This is a genomic window from Acinetobacter sp. ANC 4910 (assembly GCF_004331035.1).
Lineage (GTDB): Bacteria > Pseudomonadota > Gammaproteobacteria > Pseudomonadales > Moraxellaceae > Acinetobacter.
The window spans coordinates 32,893-50,710 of the sequence record NZ_SJNT01000008.1 but is presented as its reverse complement, the minus strand read 5'-3'; the positions used below and the strand labels follow the sequence as shown (position 1 = coordinate 50,710).

The 17,818-nt window shown below is 42.4% G+C and carries 17 protein-coding genes; 11 read left to right on the top strand and 6 right to left on the bottom strand.

Features of this window, described 5'->3' with window-relative positions:
• The first annotated feature begins 141 nt into the window (after window positions 1-141).
• The 6 genes from E0H82_RS10305 (at window position 142) to E0H82_RS10280 (ending at window position 5,672) form a co-directional block, all read left to right on the top strand.
• Window positions 142-2,058 carry a DEAD/DEAH box helicase gene (locus E0H82_RS10305; protein ID WP_131264532.1) on the top strand — a complete coding sequence of 639 codons (1,917 nt, stop codon included), beginning with the start codon at window positions 142-144 and terminating at the stop codon, window positions 2,056-2,058.
• A 402-nt stretch (window positions 2,059-2,460) separates the two neighbouring features.
• The gene (locus tag E0H82_RS10300) at window positions 2,461-3,279 is read left to right on the top strand and encodes an ABC transporter ATP-binding protein (RefSeq protein WP_131264531.1); all 819 of its coding nucleotides are present in this window, start codon (window positions 2,461-2,463) and stop codon (window positions 3,277-3,279) included.
• A complete protein-coding gene (mlaE, locus tag E0H82_RS10295) occupies window positions 3,276-4,055 on the top strand; it encodes a lipid asymmetry maintenance ABC transporter permease subunit MlaE (protein ID WP_116761088.1) in 780 nt (259 codons plus the stop codon). Before E0H82_RS10300 ends, mlaE begins: the two co-directional genes overlap by 4 nt.
• Window positions 4,055-4,723 (top strand): outer membrane lipid asymmetry maintenance protein MlaD, encoded by a 669-nt coding sequence (locus E0H82_RS10290; RefSeq protein ID WP_131264530.1) that lies wholly within the window; start codon window positions 4,055-4,057, stop codon window positions 4,721-4,723. The genes mlaE and E0H82_RS10290 overlap by 1 nt, the downstream gene beginning before the upstream one ends.
• 19 nt (window positions 4,724-4,742) lie before the next feature.
• The gene (locus E0H82_RS10285) at window positions 4,743-5,375 is read left to right on the top strand and encodes an MlaC/ttg2D family ABC transporter substrate-binding protein (protein WP_131264529.1); all 633 of its coding nucleotides are present in this window, start codon (window positions 4,743-4,745) and stop codon (window positions 5,373-5,375) included.
• Between the two features lie 12 nt (window positions 5,376-5,387).
• Window positions 5,388-5,672, top strand: a complete 285-nt coding sequence (locus tag E0H82_RS10280; protein ID WP_131264528.1) for an STAS domain-containing protein — start codon at window positions 5,388-5,390, stop codon at window positions 5,670-5,672.
• Window positions 5,673-5,774: 102 nt separating this feature from the next.
• On the opposite strand, the gene E0H82_RS10275 is transcribed toward E0H82_RS10280, so the two are convergent.
• On the bottom strand, window positions 5,775-6,788 hold the full coding sequence (locus E0H82_RS10275) for a magnesium and cobalt transport protein CorA (protein ID WP_016168624.1): 1,014 nt from the start codon (window positions 6,786-6,788) through the stop codon (window positions 5,775-5,777).
• 154 nt (window positions 6,789-6,942) lie between these two features.
• Between E0H82_RS10275 and E0H82_RS10270 the strand changes: the two genes are divergently transcribed.
• Together E0H82_RS10270 and E0H82_RS10265 are read left to right on the top strand one after the other, a co-directional pair.
• Complete coding sequence (locus E0H82_RS10270; RefSeq protein WP_131264527.1) at window positions 6,943-7,542, top strand: TIGR00730 family Rossman fold protein; 600 nt, start codon at window positions 6,943-6,945, stop codon at window positions 7,540-7,542.
• Window positions 7,542-7,943, top strand: a complete 402-nt coding sequence (locus E0H82_RS10265; RefSeq protein ID WP_131264526.1) for an NUDIX hydrolase — start codon at window positions 7,542-7,544, stop codon at window positions 7,941-7,943. The genes E0H82_RS10270 and E0H82_RS10265 overlap by 1 nt, the downstream gene beginning before the upstream one ends.
• 39 nt (window positions 7,944-7,982) lie before the next feature.
• Here the strand turns inward: E0H82_RS10265 and E0H82_RS10260 are convergent, their stop codons facing one another.
• Complete coding sequence (locus E0H82_RS10260; protein ID WP_131264525.1) at window positions 7,983-8,621, bottom strand: ComF family protein; 639 nt, start codon at window positions 8,619-8,621, stop codon at window positions 7,983-7,985.
• Window positions 8,608-10,653 (bottom strand): ATP-dependent DNA helicase RecG, encoded by a 2,046-nt coding sequence (gene recG / locus E0H82_RS10255; protein WP_131264524.1) that lies wholly within the window; start codon window positions 10,651-10,653, stop codon window positions 8,608-8,610. Before recG ends, E0H82_RS10260 begins: the two co-directional genes overlap by 14 nt.
• Window positions 10,654-10,686: 33 nt before the next feature.
• Between recG and E0H82_RS10250 the strand changes: the two genes are divergently transcribed.
• Window positions 10,687-11,496: an NAD(P)H-binding protein gene (locus tag E0H82_RS10250; protein ID WP_131264523.1), complete on the top strand. Its 810-nt coding sequence runs from the start codon at window positions 10,687-10,689 to the stop codon at window positions 11,494-11,496.
• A 302-nt stretch (window positions 11,497-11,798) separates the two neighbouring features.
• A complete protein-coding gene (locus tag E0H82_RS10245; protein ID WP_131264522.1) occupies window positions 11,799-12,872 on the top strand; it encodes a DNA cytosine methyltransferase in 1,074 nt (357 codons plus the stop codon).
• On the opposite strand, the gene E0H82_RS10240 is transcribed toward E0H82_RS10245, so the two are convergent.
• The 3 genes from E0H82_RS10240 to plsB all read right to left on the bottom strand — a co-directional run bounded on the left by E0H82_RS10240 (window position 12,869) and on the right by plsB (window position 16,633).
• Entirely contained in the window at window positions 12,869-13,603 is a 735-nt protein-coding gene (locus E0H82_RS10240; RefSeq protein WP_131264521.1) for a hypothetical protein, read from the bottom strand. The genes E0H82_RS10245 and E0H82_RS10240 overlap by 4 nt on opposite strands.
• A gap of 80 nt (window positions 13,604-13,683) precedes the next feature.
• A complete protein-coding gene (locus tag E0H82_RS10235) occupies window positions 13,684-13,890 on the bottom strand; it encodes a helix-turn-helix domain-containing protein (protein WP_131264520.1) in 207 nt (68 codons plus the stop codon).
• Window positions 13,891-14,050: 160 nt separating this feature from the next.
• A complete protein-coding gene (gene plsB / locus E0H82_RS10230) occupies window positions 14,051-16,633 on the bottom strand; it encodes a glycerol-3-phosphate 1-O-acyltransferase PlsB (RefSeq protein WP_131264519.1) in 2,583 nt (860 codons plus the stop codon).
• Window positions 16,634-16,923: 290 nt separating this feature from the next.
• Here plsB and E0H82_RS10225 point away from each other — a divergent pair, with 290 nt between their 5' ends.
• Window positions 16,924-17,796: an acyl-CoA thioesterase gene (locus tag E0H82_RS10225; RefSeq protein ID WP_131264518.1), complete on the top strand. Its 873-nt coding sequence runs from the start codon at window positions 16,924-16,926 to the stop codon at window positions 17,794-17,796.
• Window positions 17,797-17,818 lie beyond the last annotated feature (22 nt).

Here is a 17,818-nt window from a genome sequence, read left to right as displayed (position 1 = left end):
ATCAAATGTGCGTTATACGCATCGTCGTTCTCGGATCGCCGCTGATTCTATATTTTCAGCGATTATTGCTGTGCCGCTTTTTGCCGATGTCCATCAGACCATATATTTAATGGAGCACCCATTTTTCGGGTGAAATACTCTATGAGCAAAACTTTTGCTGATTTTCCTTTACATGAATCGTTACAACAAGCTTTACAAAGCTTAGGTTTTACTTCTCCTACGCCTGTACAGGAACAATCGATTCCTGCTGCTTTAGAAGGTAAAGACCTTCTTGTATCAAGCCAAACAGGTTCAGGTAAAACTGCGGCGTTCTTACTTCCAACGTTAAACGCACTTGCAGATCAAGAGACTTTCGTTCCGTTCAAAGAACGCATGAAAGCAATTACTCAACCGAATATTTTAGTTCTTTGCCCAACACGTGAGTTGGCGCAACAAGTAAGCCAAGACGCAATTGCATTTGTACGTCACATGAAAGGTGCACGTATTGCAGCGATCATGGGTGGTATGCCGTTTGGTAAGCAAATCCAACAGTTAAAAGGCGCGCAAGTTGTTGTTGCGACACCAGGTCGTTTACTTGACCTTGTGAACCGTCGTCAAATTAAATTAGACAATGTTGACGCGTTAATCGTTGATGAAGCTGACCGTATGCTTGACTTAGGTTTCTCTGAAGACCTAGAAGCAATCAGTGATTTAGCTGCTAATCGTAAACAAACATTAATGTTCTCTGCAACTTTTGCTGGTCGTATTATCAGCCTTGCAGAACGCATGATGAATGATCCACAACGTATTGCGATCGAAACTGGTCACTCTACAAACACTGACATCACTCAAACTTTGCATTGGACTGATGGCTTTGAACACAAGAAAAAATTACTTACTCATTGGTTAAGCGCTGAAGACGTTGATCAAGCTGTAGTATTTGCTTCTACTCAAGAAGACACAGATATGTTGGCTGAAGAACTTGCTGAAGCAGGTTTATCAGTTGTAGCGCTTCACGGTGCTATGCCACAAACTGTACGTAACCGTCGTTTACGCAGCATTCGTGAAGGTCGTGCAAAAATCTTAGTTGCAACAGACGTTGCTGCTCGTGGTCTTGACGTACCAACAATTTCTCACGTAATTAACTTTGGTCTTCCTATGAAGAACGAAGATTATGTACACCGTATCGGTCGTACAGGTCGTGCTGGTCGTACAGGTAAAGCAATTACACTTGCAACTTACCGTGAACGCGGCAAGATCCGTGCTTTAGAAGATTTCTTAGATGCTCGTTTAAACGTATCTGAGATTGAAGGTCTTGAGCCATCTCCACCTCCTGCACGCGGTAGTCGTGATGGCGGCGGTCGTGGTCGTGATGGCGGCGGTCGTGGTCGTGGCGGTTTCGGCGGTGGTCGTGGTCGTGATGGCGGTGGTCGTAGCCGTTTTGAAGGCGAAAGCAATTTTAAACGTCGTGAAGGTGGTGAAGATCGTCCACGTCGTAGCTACGATGACAAACCACGTGGCGAACGTCCTGCTTTTGGCGGTGAAGATCGTCCACGTCGTGATTTTAGCGATCGTCCACCACGTCGTGAAGGCGGTTTTGGTGATCGTCCACAACGTTCTTTTGATGACCGTCCAAAGCGTGATTTTGGTGATCGTCCAGCGCCACGTCGTGAAGGTGGTTTTGGTGATCGTCCGCAACGTTCTTTTGATGATCGTCCAAAGCGTGAATTCAACTCTGATCGTCCACGTCGCGAAGGCGGCTTCAACGATAAGCCACGTTTTGAATCGAATGATGACAACCGCGGTAATCGTGTAGACTATAAACCACGTCGTGAAGGTTCTTTTGGTGACCGTCCAAAACGTGATTTTGGTGATCGTCCAGCGCCACGTCGTGAAGGTGGTTTTGGCGACCGTCCACAACGTTCGTTTGGTGATGACCGTCCAAAACGTACTTTCGGTGGTGAAGATCGTCCTAAGCGTACTTTTGGTGGCGAAGATCGCCCTAAGCGCGAATTTAACTCAGATCGTCCACGTACTGAAGGTGGTTTTGACCGCCCACGTCGTAAGTTTAACGACTAAGTTATAGCTTCTAAAAAACCAGCGCAAATGCGCTGGTTTTTTTATGCTTAAAGATTTTGTTTATTGTTTTAAAAATGTATACTAAGTCAAATTTATGTTGAAATATGACAAATATGAACAACAATATAGAACAACAACCTATGTTAGGGTACTCGTTAAAAGAGGTCGTTATGCCTTATCTGAGTTTTATTCTTTTTATGAGCAATCTGATCTATTTTTTTTACGCTCAATTTATATAACACAGCGTTCTAATTTTTATGCTGTGTGAGTGGTTTCATATAATTAAAATGCCAGAATCAAAAAAACAAATTGCACACAGTTTACCCGACGCAACTAGGTAACATTTTATAGTTCAATCCTTTATAGTATGCGTGCTGGAAAATTGCAGGAACTTTCTCCGCTATGAATAATCAAGCACCCCTTGAAAATTCAGCTTTGATTGAAGTCAAAGATCTGAGTTTTAAGCGAGGGGAACGAATCATTTATGAACAAGTCAGTCTGAAGATTCGACGTGGTCAGATTACCGCCATTATGGGGCCATCTGGAACAGGTAAAACTACACTGCTACGTTTAATTGGGGGACAATTGACCCCAGATCATGGGCAAGTGCTACTTGATGGTAAAGATATTGGGCAGATGTCGCGACATGAGTTGTTTGCGGCACGGGCGCGTATGGGCATGCTGTTTCAAAGCGGTGCCTTATTTACCGATATGAGCGTTTATGAAAACGTTGCATTTCCTTTACGTGCACATACCCAATTACCTGAGCATTTGATTGCAGAATTGGTCGCACTAAAGTTGGAAGCGGTAGGGTTGCGTGGAACAGAGCAGCTCATGCCTTCTGAGCTTTCGGGTGGGATGAACCGACGTGTAGCATTGGCACGCGCCATTGCATTAGATCCAGAATTGATTATGTATGATGAGCCTTTTGCGGGTCAGGATCCGATTGTTAAAGGGGTGCTCACGCGATTAATTCGTTCTCTGCGTGAGGCATTAGAGCTGACCACAATTATTGTGTCGCATGATGTGTCAGAGACCCTCTCCATTGCAGATTATATTTATGTAGTTGCAGAAGGGAAGGTGCAAGGTGAAGGCACACCAGCAGAGTTGAAAGCCAATGCATCGCCATTTGTACGTCAGTTTCTTACGGGGGCTGCTGAAGGTCCTGTAGAGTATCAGTTTAGTCATCAAGCGTATTTGGCAGGCGAGGTTCGTGCATGAATGCTATTGCCTCATTAGGTAGACGCGTTATTCAAAGTGTTCAGGGTGTCGGTGTTGCAACCATTATGTTGTTGCAAATTCTATGCTCAATGCCGACATGGTTAGGCGTCAAACTGTTTGTTTACCAGATGTACCGTGTCGGGGTGATGTCCTTACTGATTATTTCGGTGTCGGGCTTATTTATTGGTTTGGTTTTAGGTCTACAAGGCTATTCCATTTTGGTCAACATTGGTTCAGAAGCCATGTTGGGCACTATGGTGTCATTAACCTTGTTGCGTGAATTGGCCCCAGTGGTTGCAGCATTATTGTTTGCTGGCCGTGCAGGTTCCGCACTGACCGCAGAAATTGGTTTAATGAAAGCGACTGAACAATTGTCCAGTATGGAAATGATCGGGGTTGATCCCTTAAAACGTATTGTTTCACCACGCTTATGGGCTGGGATTTTCAGCTTGCCGATGTTGAGTGTGGTGTTCGCTGCTATTGGTATTATTGGCGGTAAAATGGTCGGTGTAGATTTTCTGGGCGTAGATGAAGGTTCTTTCTGGAGTGGCATGCAAAGTAATGTGCAATTCTATAAAGACATCTTTAATGGCACGATTATTAAGAGTATTGTTTTTGCCATTTTGTGTACTTGGATTGCGGTCTATCAAGGTTATACCTGTGTACCGACATCGGAAGGTATTGCGACATCCACAACGCGTACTGTGGTGTATTCATCGCTTTGTGTATTAGGTTTTGATTTTGTGTTGACTGCGGTCATGTTCGGAGGGGTTTAATGAAATCACGTGCAAGTGAGCTGGCCGTAGGATTATTTGTCATTGTCTTCGGTGTTGCATTATTTTTCTTGGCAATGAAAGTGAGTGGCTTAGTCGGCACCAACTTACGTGATGCGTATAGCATGACGGCACAATTTGATAATGTGAATGGCTTAAAGCCTCGTGCTAAAGTTACCATGAGTGGTGTAACCATTGGTCGTGTGACGGATATTACCTTAGATCCTGTTACGCGTTTGGCAACCGTGCATTTTGAGTTGGATGGCAAGTTAACGTCATTTAACGCAGAGCAGTTAAAGACAGTCGAAAACAATGCATTAGATGAGTTACGCTATAGCACAGAATATACTGCAGCAACACCAGCGCAACAAAAAGAAATGGAACAGCAACTTATTGCGAACATGAAATCCATCACCAGTATTGATGAAGATGCTTACATAATGGTAGCGACCAATGGTTTGTTGGGTGAGAAGTATTTGAAAGTTGTTCCAGGTGGTGGCTTGAATTATGTTAAGCGCGGTGCATCCATTGCCAATACTCAAGGTACGATGGATCTTGAAGATTTAATTAGTAAATTTATTACAGCAGGTGCTGGTAAGTCATCGACCCCATCAGCAGAAGCTGAGGCACCAACTGACAAAACAGATGCTGAACCGGCATTTGTTGAGTAATTGAGAGAGGAATTTAGAAGTGAATATGTTGTTGAAACAAACACTAACGGCAAGCATTTTATCAACCATGATTGCAGGTACTGCATTTGCTGCGCCAGCTGAAGCCCCTCCAGTATTTATTAAGCGTGTGGCGGATGGCTTAATTGGTCGCTTAAAAGCCGATCATGCAAAATTGCAGAACAACCCAACGGCAGTAAAAGCCATTGTACGTCAAAACTTAGATCCATATGTGGATTCACAAGCTTTTACCCGTATTGTGATGGGTACTTATGCAACCAATCAGTACAGTACAGCGGCACAACGTGCACAGTTTGAAAAGAACTTTCGCGAAACACTGATTGAAAATTATGGCACTGCATTTGCGAAATTCAGTAACCAAACCTACACGGTTCGTCCTTATAAAGCGACTGGTAGTGCTAACCCTGTTGTGACCATAGACTTTAATAACAATGGTGAAAAGATTCCTGTATCGTTCCAGTTGGCGGATAAAGGTAGCCAATGGAAGATTCGTAACATCAATGTTTCTGGTATCGATTTAGGTCTACAATTCCGTAACCAGTTCGCAGCGACAGTGAAGCGTAATGGTGGTAATCTGGATAAAGCGATTGCTAACTTTGAACCAGATGCTGATGCAGCTGTAAAGAAAAAATAAGATAGGTGAAAGGTGATTAGTTTCGTCAATCAGGAATTACAGGTAACTGGAAAAATAGATTATGACAATGCTGAGCAATATTATCAGCAGGGTTTAGCATTGATTCAGAAACAACCGTTGCCTGTGGTGGTGAATTTGGCACAGTTACAACAAGGAAGTACCTTGGCTTTAGCTGTGCTGGTGCGTTGGTTGCGACAAACACCACAAGCACAAGGTTTACAGTTTAAGGCTGTGCCTGAGAAAATGATGAAGATTATTCAGGCTTGTCACCTGCAAGATGATCTGCAGATCATCTAAAAAAAAGCACCGCAATTGCGGTGCTTTTTTATGTTGAATCTTATGCTCAAAAAGACAGTGTTCCGTTGTGCTTCGCGGATCATACAATCCAAAAAATAATATTTAGATCCATTTTTTCCAGCGGAAGTAAATCAGCGGTCCAATAAAGAAGCCGACAATAATCATGCTGACGGCTATAAAACTGGTGGTGCCGTGGGCAAAGGGTAAAACATCCGTATTCATACCGTAAATACTTGCCACTAACATTGGGGGTGCCAACATACTCGGTAAAATCGAGAAGCGACGAATGGTGTCATTCTGTTCAGTGTTAATGAATCCTGATGTGGTATCTAGCAAGAAGCGCACTTTCTGGAACAAGAAGGCATCATGTTCGACCAGTGAGCGTACATCTTCACTCAACTCTCGGATGTCTGCATCATAGATATGACTGCCTAGGGCACGCGGACGGGATAAAAAGGTCAGTACACGACGTAAGTCAATCAAACACAGTTGCGCCTTACCCAACATATCTTCTAACTGTGCCAGTCGGGTAATCATGTCATCAAGGTCGAGAATTTGTTCACGATGACGGTTATTCAGGACCTCTGTGGAGTATTTTTCCAAGTCCTTGTGGATATCTTCTAAGATATCCGCAAGCTCATCCAGTTTGGCTTCGAGTAAACCTAATAGGACCCAAGTCGGGTCTTTATAGTCAATTTCGTAGTCATTGCGACGCGCGCGTGCACGAAAGGCACGGAATGCCACCAGCTTTTCACCACGCAGAGTAAACAAACGCTCTTTATGCAAAATAAAAGCGACGGTTTGTACTGTGGCTAAAATACTGGAATTATCATCTGCTTCACCATCCACCTGATAATTTTTATTTTTCGTTAAAAAATACGTGCTGATATGCAAAATACCATCATCATCACGGTAGAATCGGGCAGATGAAGAGATGTCTTCTAATGACTTTAATGTAGGTAGGTTTTGATCATACGCATCTAAAACCCATTGCTGTTCTTCTTGTGAAGGTGCAATGAGATCGACCCAGACCAATTCTGGGTGTAAATCAAAACCGCCATTAATGGTGGCATCTTCTAAGCTACCGCGCTCTGTGGCGTAAAAGGCTTCAAGCATGGATGTCTTTTCTCCCTTACGCAGTATGGGTTAAATCGATGGGTGTATTTTAGACAAGGATTTCATGAAAAACACTGCTTGGATTGCTAATTTATGAAAAAATCTCCATCTAGTTTACGTTCGCGGTATGACAAGATCATAACATGGTGAAATAATGACACATTCTATTGCAGTTTTTTGTGGTTCAGCGGTTGGTACAGACACAATTTTTTTAGAAACAGCGCGTCATGTTGGCAAAACTTTGGCTCAGAAAGGTAAAACACTGGTCTATGGTGGTGGGCGCTCGGGTTTGATGGGGGTCATTGCAGATAGTGCCTTGCAGGCGGGTGGACGAGTGATTGGGGTTATTCCGCATGCCTTGGTGGATCGTGAGTTGGCGCATCCTGATTTAACGGAACTGCATGTGGTGAAAAACATGCATGAACGTAAAACTAAAATGTCCGAGCTTTCCGATGCATTTATTGCATTGCCAGGAGGTGCGGGGACTTTGGAAGAAATTTTTGAGCAATGGACGTGGGCACAACTGGGGATTCACTTAAAACCGTGTGCATTTTTAAATGTTGAAGGATTTTATGATGACTTGCTTAAATTCATCAACTTAACGACCGAAAAAGGCTTTACGCATTCACGTTTCACAGAGACCTTAATTGCTGAAAACTCAGTTGAAGCGATTCTACAGCAGTTTGATGTATTTACTGCACCTACCCCGAAATGGGGCATGACCGAGCAGCAAGACTTGGTGAAACACGCCTAATGAAACAAATTACTGTCGCTGCGGGTATTGTGTTAAATACACAACAGCAGTTGTTATTGGTGCGTAAGCACAACACTCGTTTTTTTATGCAGGTGGGTGGCAAGCTAGAACCAGATGAAGCACCTGAAGATTGTATCTTGCGTGAAATCGCGGAAGAAATTGGTTGTCAGGCGAAAATTATTCAGTTTGTTGGATGCTTCGAAACCGCTGCGGCCAATGAACCCGATCATTTATTGATAAGCCATGTATTCCATGTGGAACTAGACACTGCACCACAAATTGCGGCTGAAATTGCAGAACTGAAATGGATTGATTGGGATGATCAAATGACGCCATTGGCCCCATTGACTCGAGAAATCGTGTTGCCGTGGGTGCGTGAGCAATTCAAAACCCAAGCATAGTGCATTTGATCTGAGCGGTTGTTTAAAATTTGGCGAAGGTTAGGCTTGAGCTGCCGCAATACAAACCGCTTCAATTTTTCGGCAACCCAATTCGGCAAGTGCTCGTTCTAAGGTTTTGAGCGAGCTGCCTGTCGTCACTACATCATCCAGCATTAACACGCGACGAAAACGCAGTCGATTTGTCGGGGCGATTTTAAATTGCTGTTCAATTTGATCCAGCCGTTCTAAACGGCTTAAGCCTTTTTGTGCATGTTGATGCTGCCGTTGAATGGGTTGCCAGACTGGAATGTTTAAGTGTTGTCCCAAACGCTGTGCCAGAATGACACTTTGGTTATAACCTCGTTCGGCTAAGCGCTGAGTCGAAATCGGCATAGGGACAATCGCCTGAATTTGTCGATATTCGAGCTGTTTCAGTAGTCCAGTCAGCAAAATTTGAAAATGTAGTTGTTGCTCGTATTTAAATTGCTGAATCACGCGATCGAGCGGATAGGCATAATGGCAGGCGACTTGAACCTCAATTTCTTGGCGTTGCACACTTTGTTTGAACCAAGGTAAATGGTTCCAGCAATCTTGACAGAGGCTCGCCTGATGACCACGCTCAAGTCCACAAAACTGACATGGTAGTACTGAATGTAGCCATTGCTGAGCGCTAGATAAAAAAGGTTTAAACATAGGCATAGCGAGGGGCTTCAGGCAGCCAGCGTTTAAGTAAAGCATCTGCCTGAACTGGATAGTCTTTCAGGATTTGCTGTGCGACATAATGTGCTTGATTGAGCAAATGATCATCCCGTTCTAATTTGGCAACGCGAAAGCCCATATCTCCCGTTTGTTTAGTGCCGAGTAATTCACCGGGACCACGAATTTCTAAATCTTTCTCTGCAATGATAAAGCCGTCATTGGTTTCACGCATGATGCGTAAGCGTTCTTGTCCATTTTGCGAGAGTGGATTTTTATACAGCAGGGCGCAAAAACTGGCCTTGGCACCACGTCCGACACGACCACGCAACTGATGCAGTTGTGATAAGCCCAGACGCTCGGCATTTTCAATCACCATAATAGAGGCATTTGGCACATCCACGCCGACTTCAATCACTGTGGTTGCAATAAGCAGTTGTAGCTCATTGTCCTTGAACTGTTGCATGACGGCTTGCTTGTCATCGGCTTTCATTTTGCCATGTACCAGTCCGATATTTAGTGTTGGAAAACGTTGTTTGATTTCGGCATAGGTGGCTTCTGCGGCTTGAGCATCTAAAGTTTCTGACTGTTCGACCAATGTACAAACCCAATAGGCTTGTTTGCCCTCGGCACAATTACTGGCAATCCGTTGTAACACTTCTTCACGACGGTCCAAAGGAATAGTCACCGTTTGAATCGGGGTTCGACCAGGCGGCAATTCATCAATCACTGAGGTATCCAAGTCCCCATATGCGGACATGGCGAGAGTACGTGGAATAGGGGTTGCGGTCATCACCAGTTGATGTGGCGTGGTTTGCTGTGCGCCTTTATTACGAAGCGCTAAACGCTGATCGACCCCAAAGCGGTGTTGCTCATCAATAATCACCAAACCCAATTTATGAAAGGCAACACTGTCTTGGAACAAGGCGTGGGTACCAATTACCAGTTGAGCCGAGCCTTGTTGAATCTGTTGCTCTGCTAAGGCACGGGCTTTACCTTTTTGCTTGCCTGATAGCCATGCCACACTTAAACCCAAAGGTTCAAACCAGCGTTTAAAATTCAAATAATGTTGTTCTGCGAGAATTTCAGTCGGTGCCATGAGGGCAACTTGCCAACCTTCTTCTAAAGCATGACAAGCAGCAAGAGCTGCCACGAGCGTTTTACCCGCACCAACATCGCCTTGTACCAGACGTAACATTGGCTTGTGTTGCTTTAAATCATCGGAGATTTCTTTAGACACGCGCTGCTGGGCTGCGGTCATTTTAAAGGGTAAAGCGGCAAGCAGTTGTTTAGCAAAGGTTTTACTGTTGGTAAACGAAGGAGCTGCAATTTGCTGAATGTAGGCACGACGGGTCAGCAGGCTGACTTGATGAGCTACCAACTCTTCAAAAATCAGGCGTTGCTGTGCAGGATGTGAGCCTTGACTCAACTGCAACATATTGGCATCCAGTGGCGGTTCATGGATGTAATATAAGGCTTGTTTTAATGCATAGCCATTGGTGAATTTCTGTGGTAGCAACTCTGGTAGATCATCACTGTGCTGTTTTAAGGCATGTTTGACGTATTCACGTAGCTTGGTTTGGGTCAGCCCATCGGTAGCAGGGTAAATTGCCGTGAGCTGGGTTTGTGGTAGAGGCGTATGTTCGCTAATTAACTGAATTTCAGGATGATACATTTCCAAACCACGAGCACCGACACGAACTTCTCCAAAAACCCGTAAACGGTTGCCCACCTTGCCGCGGTCAGTCAGGGCTTTATACAGGTGATAAAAGCGTAGCGTGACTTTACCGAGTTCATCATCCAGTAAAATGGCCATAGATTTGCGCTTTCCTGAGGGAAAGTCGACAGATTTTACCGTACCTTCAAGCAGATAGCTGCGCCCAACCGCCAATTGGTTCATTGGAATGATCGTGCTACGATCTTCATAATCCCGCGGCAGATGAAACAGTAAATCATCCGTGGTGAAAATATTCAGTTTTTCAAGTAATGCAGCAGAGGCACTTCCAACCCCATGCAATTGTTGGACTGCGGCCATGTCCCCTCAACTAAAGTGCTCATTAGGTGCTAAATGCATATTTTATTTATAGGTTATGGTAAAACATCTCAACGGGTTGCTAAACAATTATTTCAACAAGGCCACCAAATTACCACAATTAGTCGTACAGCTAAACCGCAAGATTTTGCCACGCATTTGATTCAAGATATTCATCAACTTGATTTGAGTCAGATTGCTCCCGTAGATATCGTCTATGTATTATTATCTCTTGCATCGAGTACACCTGAAGGCTATCAAGCGACTTTTGTCGATGCGATTCCTGCGATGCAGAAGGCCTTACAAGCTCATCCTGTCAAAAAAGTCATCGTAGTGTCTTCAACACGAGTTTATGGCGAACAAGCGGGGGAGCGTATTGATGATGCTAGTGTGCCTAAGCCGATCGATGCACAAGGCGAGATTCTACGGCAGATGGAATTGTTGTGGCAGGCTGCGTATCCTGAGCAAAGTATTATTATTCGCCCGACAGGCATTTACGGAGCTTCTGTCGCACGTATGGTGAAACTGGCGCAGCAGACCTCGACGTATCCGAACATTCATTATAGCAATCGTATTCATATTGAAGATTTAGCCCGCTTTCTGGCGCATTTGATTCACGTGGAACATCCTGAAAGCTCTTATATTGTCACAAATAATCAGCCTATTCCTTTGCATGAAATTATTCAGTGGTTTCAGCAGCAGTTGGCACTACCAGTTTTAGTCTTGGAAAGCGATGTGGTATCAGGTAAGCGAATTTATGCTTCCAATATGCAGAAGATGGATTTTGAATTACAGCATCCTGATTGTTTTGAGGATTATTTGGCGCTGTTGGCGAAGAGTGAATGAAGTAAATTTTGTATTTTATCTAATGAAAGATGTGGAACTTTGCTCGCTTATTGACCGTGGAACATGAAAAGTGCATAAAAAAGCCCAATCGGGGTGGATTGGGCTTCAAACAACACGATAACCGACTGATTTAAATAATAATAAAAAATAGCATTACGTATAACGTACATTATGTTAATTTTAAAATAACTAAAAGATGAATCAACAAAAATAAAAATATATTTTACTATCTGAAAAAAGCTTACTGACATACAATTAGTTCAAACATTTTGAATACTATGAGTAACAATTAGGCGCTATTGATGTTAAAAGCTATAGATATTTTTTGTGGATGTGGAGGCATTTCAACAGGCCTGTTGATGGCTAATGTAGAAGTGATTGCAGGTTTAGATGTTGAAAAAAAATACATTAGTTCTTTTGAAAATAATTTTTTAAAAAGCCAAGCTATTACCTGTGATTTATCATACACAGAGCCAAATATAATTTTAGATCAGATGAATCTTGAAAAAGGCGTACTAGATATTCTAGTAGGTGGGCCACCATGCCAAGGCTTCTCTAAAAATGTGCCTCGTAAAGCAAGGGAAATTGATAGCCAAAATAACCAATTAATTAATACGTTTTTGAAATATTGTTCAGATATTTTTCCAAAAATGATATTGATGGAAAATGTTGCTGAAATGAAAAATGGTTTTGAAGGGTCTTATGCAAATAGAATTCTTGAAGGACTTTCTGATCTAGGCTATCAAGTTACTGAAATGGTACTTAATGCAGCTGATTATGGCGTTCCTCAAAGACGGAAACGAGCTTTTTTTATAGCTAATCGCTTAGGTGTGAAATTCAAGATTCCGCATCCAACTCATACTAAATCACAACATGTTACAGTATGGGATGCTATTGGTGATCTTCCAAATTTAGATTTAGATGAAAAAAAGTCATATTACGAATTTCCCCCCTTAAATGATTTCCAAAAAATAATGCGCAATGGTGCTTCAACGGATTTAAAGAACCATTTTGCAAAACCATTAAAACCATTACAGGAAGAGCGAATTAAAGCCCTTTTACCAGGACAAGGACTCAAAGACTTACCTGAACATTTACAAGTAAAAGGTGGGTACAGTGGGGCATATGGTCGTCTGACTAAAGATATGATTGCACCAACAATAACAAGATGGGTTTTTCATCCTGGTTCAGGCCGTTGGGGACATCCAATTGACTACAGGTTAATAACCATTCGAGAGGCAGCACGACTTCAAAGCTTCCCCGATTGGTATGAATTTACAGGTACATACACAGATCAAGCAGGGCAACTAGGTAATGCGGTTCCACCTCTATTAATCAAGGCTATTATTGAAAGTATGATTGAAGATATTAGTTAATTAGAGCCTTTTTCCAGCATTTCTAAAATTTGTTCTAAAGTGAATTTTTGAATATCTGTAGGCATATCAAAATCAATCCTATTGATATGCCCTACAGGAAGCCACCACTCTTTTTCTGCAGTAAAATGTAATTGATTTTCACCCAATCCATGCCATGCCCATACTTTTTTGCGATCTAATTTTCGAATGCCTTTGAAAGATGGTAATTGCTCTTTCTTATCTGTTTTCTTTGGAATAGACCATTCCCAATAATAATCTTCCGATTTAAAAATTAGTGGTGAATTTTTATCACATAGTTTTTTCTCAAAATAGGTAGCTTTATTATTTTTATGTAGAATTAATCGGCTATAACCAATTTCTTCTAAATTATAAAGATCCAAACTATGTTGAGCATGATCATTGCAAAATTTAATAATAGCATCACCTAAAATTTGACATGCTTCAGGACTACTCAGAGAATCATTAATCAAGGTTGAAGAATTAGTTATTTTTGCTCTTTTCCATGTTACTGGAGTTGATGCTTGTGTAGATTTTACTTGCCATCCTATTTTTGTATCTTTGTTTAAAACATCAATAAAGTCATATGTATCTAGTACTTCAGCATCTCTAACAGTTGCTAAAACACTTTCCATTATTGCACCAGGAATATTATTACTTACAAATGGTAAACGAGCATAAGAATATAAAATACTAGCAATACGTTGGATTTGATCAGGGGTAGAAAAAATCATTATTAGATACTAAAAAAATGATAATTTTTTAGCAAAGAGAATGTTCTCACCACAGCCTATAAGTAACATTGTAAATGTATTCAATCTTTTAATAATTCTTCTGGCTTAACTTCAAGACAAGTAGCTATACAACCAACAATTTGTAATGTTGGATTCCTTTTACCTCTTTCTATTCCACTAATATAAGTACGATGTAAACCACAATGTTCAGCAAGATCTTCTTGTGACCATTTCAGTCTTTCGCGATTTTCGCGTACTTTCATACCAAATTTTTGACAGATATTCATGTATATAAATATCTGTCAAAAGTAGACTATAAGTCTACATACTATAAGTCACATACAAATAATATTTAACATAAAATCTCATCTACGAAATAGATGTAACTTTCTTGTTATACATACAGCATAGGCATCTACCAATTGCAGATACCTATGCTTCTTAAAATCACTTCTTCTTGCGCTTCAAACGACGTTTCGCTTGCTGTGCTGCAACTGCATCTAATACCTGCTTTAACTCTTCATCGCTAAAGGTAGTGATGTGTTGCAACATTTGTAAAGTCACATCATCCAGTACCAAATTCGCATTGGCAGCAATATTGCTAAAGTTGCTGTCAAACACAATCGAGCCTTCGGCATTGGTACTGATATAGCCTTGTTGAGTCAGTACACGAATAAACCCTTGGAATAGCGCTTTATCAAAGAACTCTGGCGAATTGAATTCATACAACACTGAGAGGCGTTGACCCACCAAGTGACTCAACTCTTCCACTTGACGCGTCGAGATGTTGCCAGAACCACGCTGTGTAATCAGCGCTAAGGTCATGTAATAGCGCTCTAGGCTTTGCATTACAGGACCAGCGAGCACTAACAATTGATTATGTTCTTCAGTATTTGGTGCAGGAGAAATCAAGTGTCCATCGGCATCTTCAGTGATCAGTTTTGTACTGAGTAAAGCATCTGCGTAAGCGGAAATTTGCGCTTTTAAGCTTTCGTCATCCCATTTCAGGAACAACTCAGCTTTCAAGAATGGATACAGGGTGCGAATGACATTGCATAAATCGTGACGCTTGATGCTGCCGTTATGTTCCACCAATGCTGCAATCAAAGATGGCAAGACAAAAGCATGCACAATGTTATTGCGGAAGTAGGTGAGTAATACAGCTTGATTGTCTTCAATCGCGATAATGTCACCCAGAACGTGCTTCACGCGCTTAATCAGTTTGAGTTTTAAACCGTAGGCAATAATTTCTTTGCCAGAAAGTGGCGTAACTTGCGTGCGCTCATCATAAGGCAGTGCAGTCAGCAAATTGCGATAAGCATCTAACTGTTTAATGCACAGTTCTTCATCCAGTGTATGTTTTGGTGTCGCCAATAAAATTAAAGACAACAAAGATACCGGGTTAATCACTACGGCACGGTTGATGTTTTCCAAAATGGTATGTGCAGCACTACTCACAGCATCGGAGACTTCATTTGGAATTGGATCGTCATTTTTCTCAATGCGAATATTTTCAGCACCGAAGGCTTTAAGTTTGTCGTCTAGGAATACAGGTTCACCAAAGTTCACATGTACTTTACCGAAGATGCGTTCAATTTTACGCAGGGTTTTCACAATCCCGAGGACTGATTCTGCTTCTTTCGGTTTGCCTTGCATTTCACCAACATAGGTTGAACCTTCCATCAGGCGTTCATAGCCAATATAGGTAGGAACAAACACAATCGGTTTTGCACGTCCACGAAGATGGCTGTGTACCGTCATGGCGAGCATGCCTGTTTTTGCGGGCAATAGACGGCCTGTGCGTGAACGTCCGCCTTCAATGAAATATTCCAAAGGCGTGTTACGCGCCAGAATACTGTATAAATATTCTTTAAAGACAGTAGTGTATAAGCCATTGCCACGGAAAGTTCGGCGAATAAAGAACGCACCGCCACCACGTAATAATTGACCTACAAATGGCATATTCAGGTTATCGCCCGCAGCAATATACGGCACCATCAAGCCACGTTTATAAATCACATAAGACAATAACAGGTAGTCGATATGACTACGGTGACATGGGGTATAAATAATTTCGTATTCTTTCGCCAGTTCACGTACCGTGCTGAAGTTATGCACTTCAACGCCATCATAGAGCTGCGTCCATAAACGCGTCAGCGCCATATCGGCAAAGCGTACCGCAGAAGATGAATAGTCCGAGACAATTTCATTTAAATAGCTAATCGCACGACGTTCTGCTTCTAGCATACTGATTTTGCTACGAATACTTTCGCGACGAATGGCATCTTGTACATCTTGTGCCTTAATCAGGCTATGCATGACGTTACGACGGTCTGATAAATCAGGACCAAGCACCACTTCACGCTGTGCATCCATATAGTTATTTAAGCTGCTAATAATATACGTCGCAGGCGATAAATTTGGATGGGTGATTTTGGCATACTGGATCAGGTCACGTAAGGATTGGGCTTCGTGGAATTCCAGATAAGATTCACGTCCATGCAAGCCAATATTCACCATTTGTTTGACACGGCTTGGTGTTGCCCATGTATCGGTAAATAACAGTTTAAACCAAGAGTCTTCTTTATCTGGCGAACGCCCCCACAGCACCGTGACAGGTACCAACTCAATGTCTAAATCTGGATGTTTTTCGAGTAAGTCGATGAGGCGTAATAGACGAGGGGGGAACGTATTGGGTGGTGGACTCAGTAAGTTCTGCTCATCATGATGTTGCAAGAATAAGATTGAGGCTTTTTCTTTATGTTCACCAATCAATAGTGGGTCTAATGCGGCAGGTAGTTTTAAACGACGGGTTTCGCCATCGACCACCAAGGCATTGCTACGCGAATAATTTTGTAAGACGTAACACACCACTTTTTTGCTGGGCGTGTTGGCAACATTTGGGTCTTCGCTGGTTGTTGGAGTTGTCGGGTTGCTGGGTACTTCACCCAAAATATGAGGGGTTACCACAAGGTCAAGCAGCTTGCTGGAAAGCTGGCGATACATTTGACCAAAGCCACGCTTGGACATAAATACTCCTAATACGGTACGAAGCCCCAAAATGTGAAGGGGGAATTATTCTGGGTAATTGTAATCAAAAACTAGAGGTCATTTTCTGATAAATTCACTGCTTATGCCAAGATTCTAGCCTTAAACCACATATTTTTAGCAATTAAATTTGAAAATTACAGTGACAGTACAGTCAATTAATCTCTAGGGGAACGGTCAACATTTATGTAATATAGTTTTAGAGCGAGTGCTCTATGGTCTTTCTAATCAACACCAACACGGGTGTGTCTAAAATTTAAAACGGGTCTGCTATGAATGCCTTAACTCAAGAATTGGTTGAACTGCTTAGCCTTGAAAAAATCGAAGAGAATATTTTTCGCGGTCAAAGTCGTAATTTGGTGGGTAAGCGTGTTTTTGGTGGGCAAGTTTTGGGGCAGGCTTTACGTGCCGCATCTTACACAGCAGATCGCCCTGCGCATTCCTTACATGCTTATTTTCTCTTCGGGGGTGATGTGAATGCACCGATCATTTATGAAGTGGATCGTTTAAGGGATGGGAAAAGTTTTGTCAGTCGTCAAGTGCGTGCCATCCAGCATGGACGCACCATTTTTACCGCGATGGTTTCTTTTGCAGAGCCAGAAGAAGGCTTGAATTATCAGATTCAGGAGCCTGATTATCCAGCACCGCTGCAAGTGAAATCGGAAGCTGAATTAAAACAAATGCTGGTCGAATTTGTACCTGAAAACGTACGTGCCAGTTTTATGCGTGATCGTCATGTTGAGATTCGACCAATTGATCCAATGAATCCGTATCAGCCACAACCAGCGGCACCTTCTTATGCACACTATATTCGTACGCATGACCCAATTGCGCCAGAAATTGATGAGGTTTCACTGCATCAAGCCATTGCCGCATTTTATTCAGACTTTACTTTAATGACCACGGCATTACGACCGCATGGTTTGAGTTGGTTATCACCAAGTTTGCAATGTGCCAGTATTGACCACGCCATGTATTTCCATAAACCATTCCGGGTGGATGACTGGATGTTGTATGACATGGAGGCAACTGTGAGTGCGAATTCGCGTGGACTAAATTTTGGACGGATGTGGCAAAATGGTGAGTTGGTCTGTAGTACCACCCAAGAAGGCTTGATTCGGCTCAGAGAAATTGAAACGCAGTAAGAAAAAATAATTAAAATAGTTA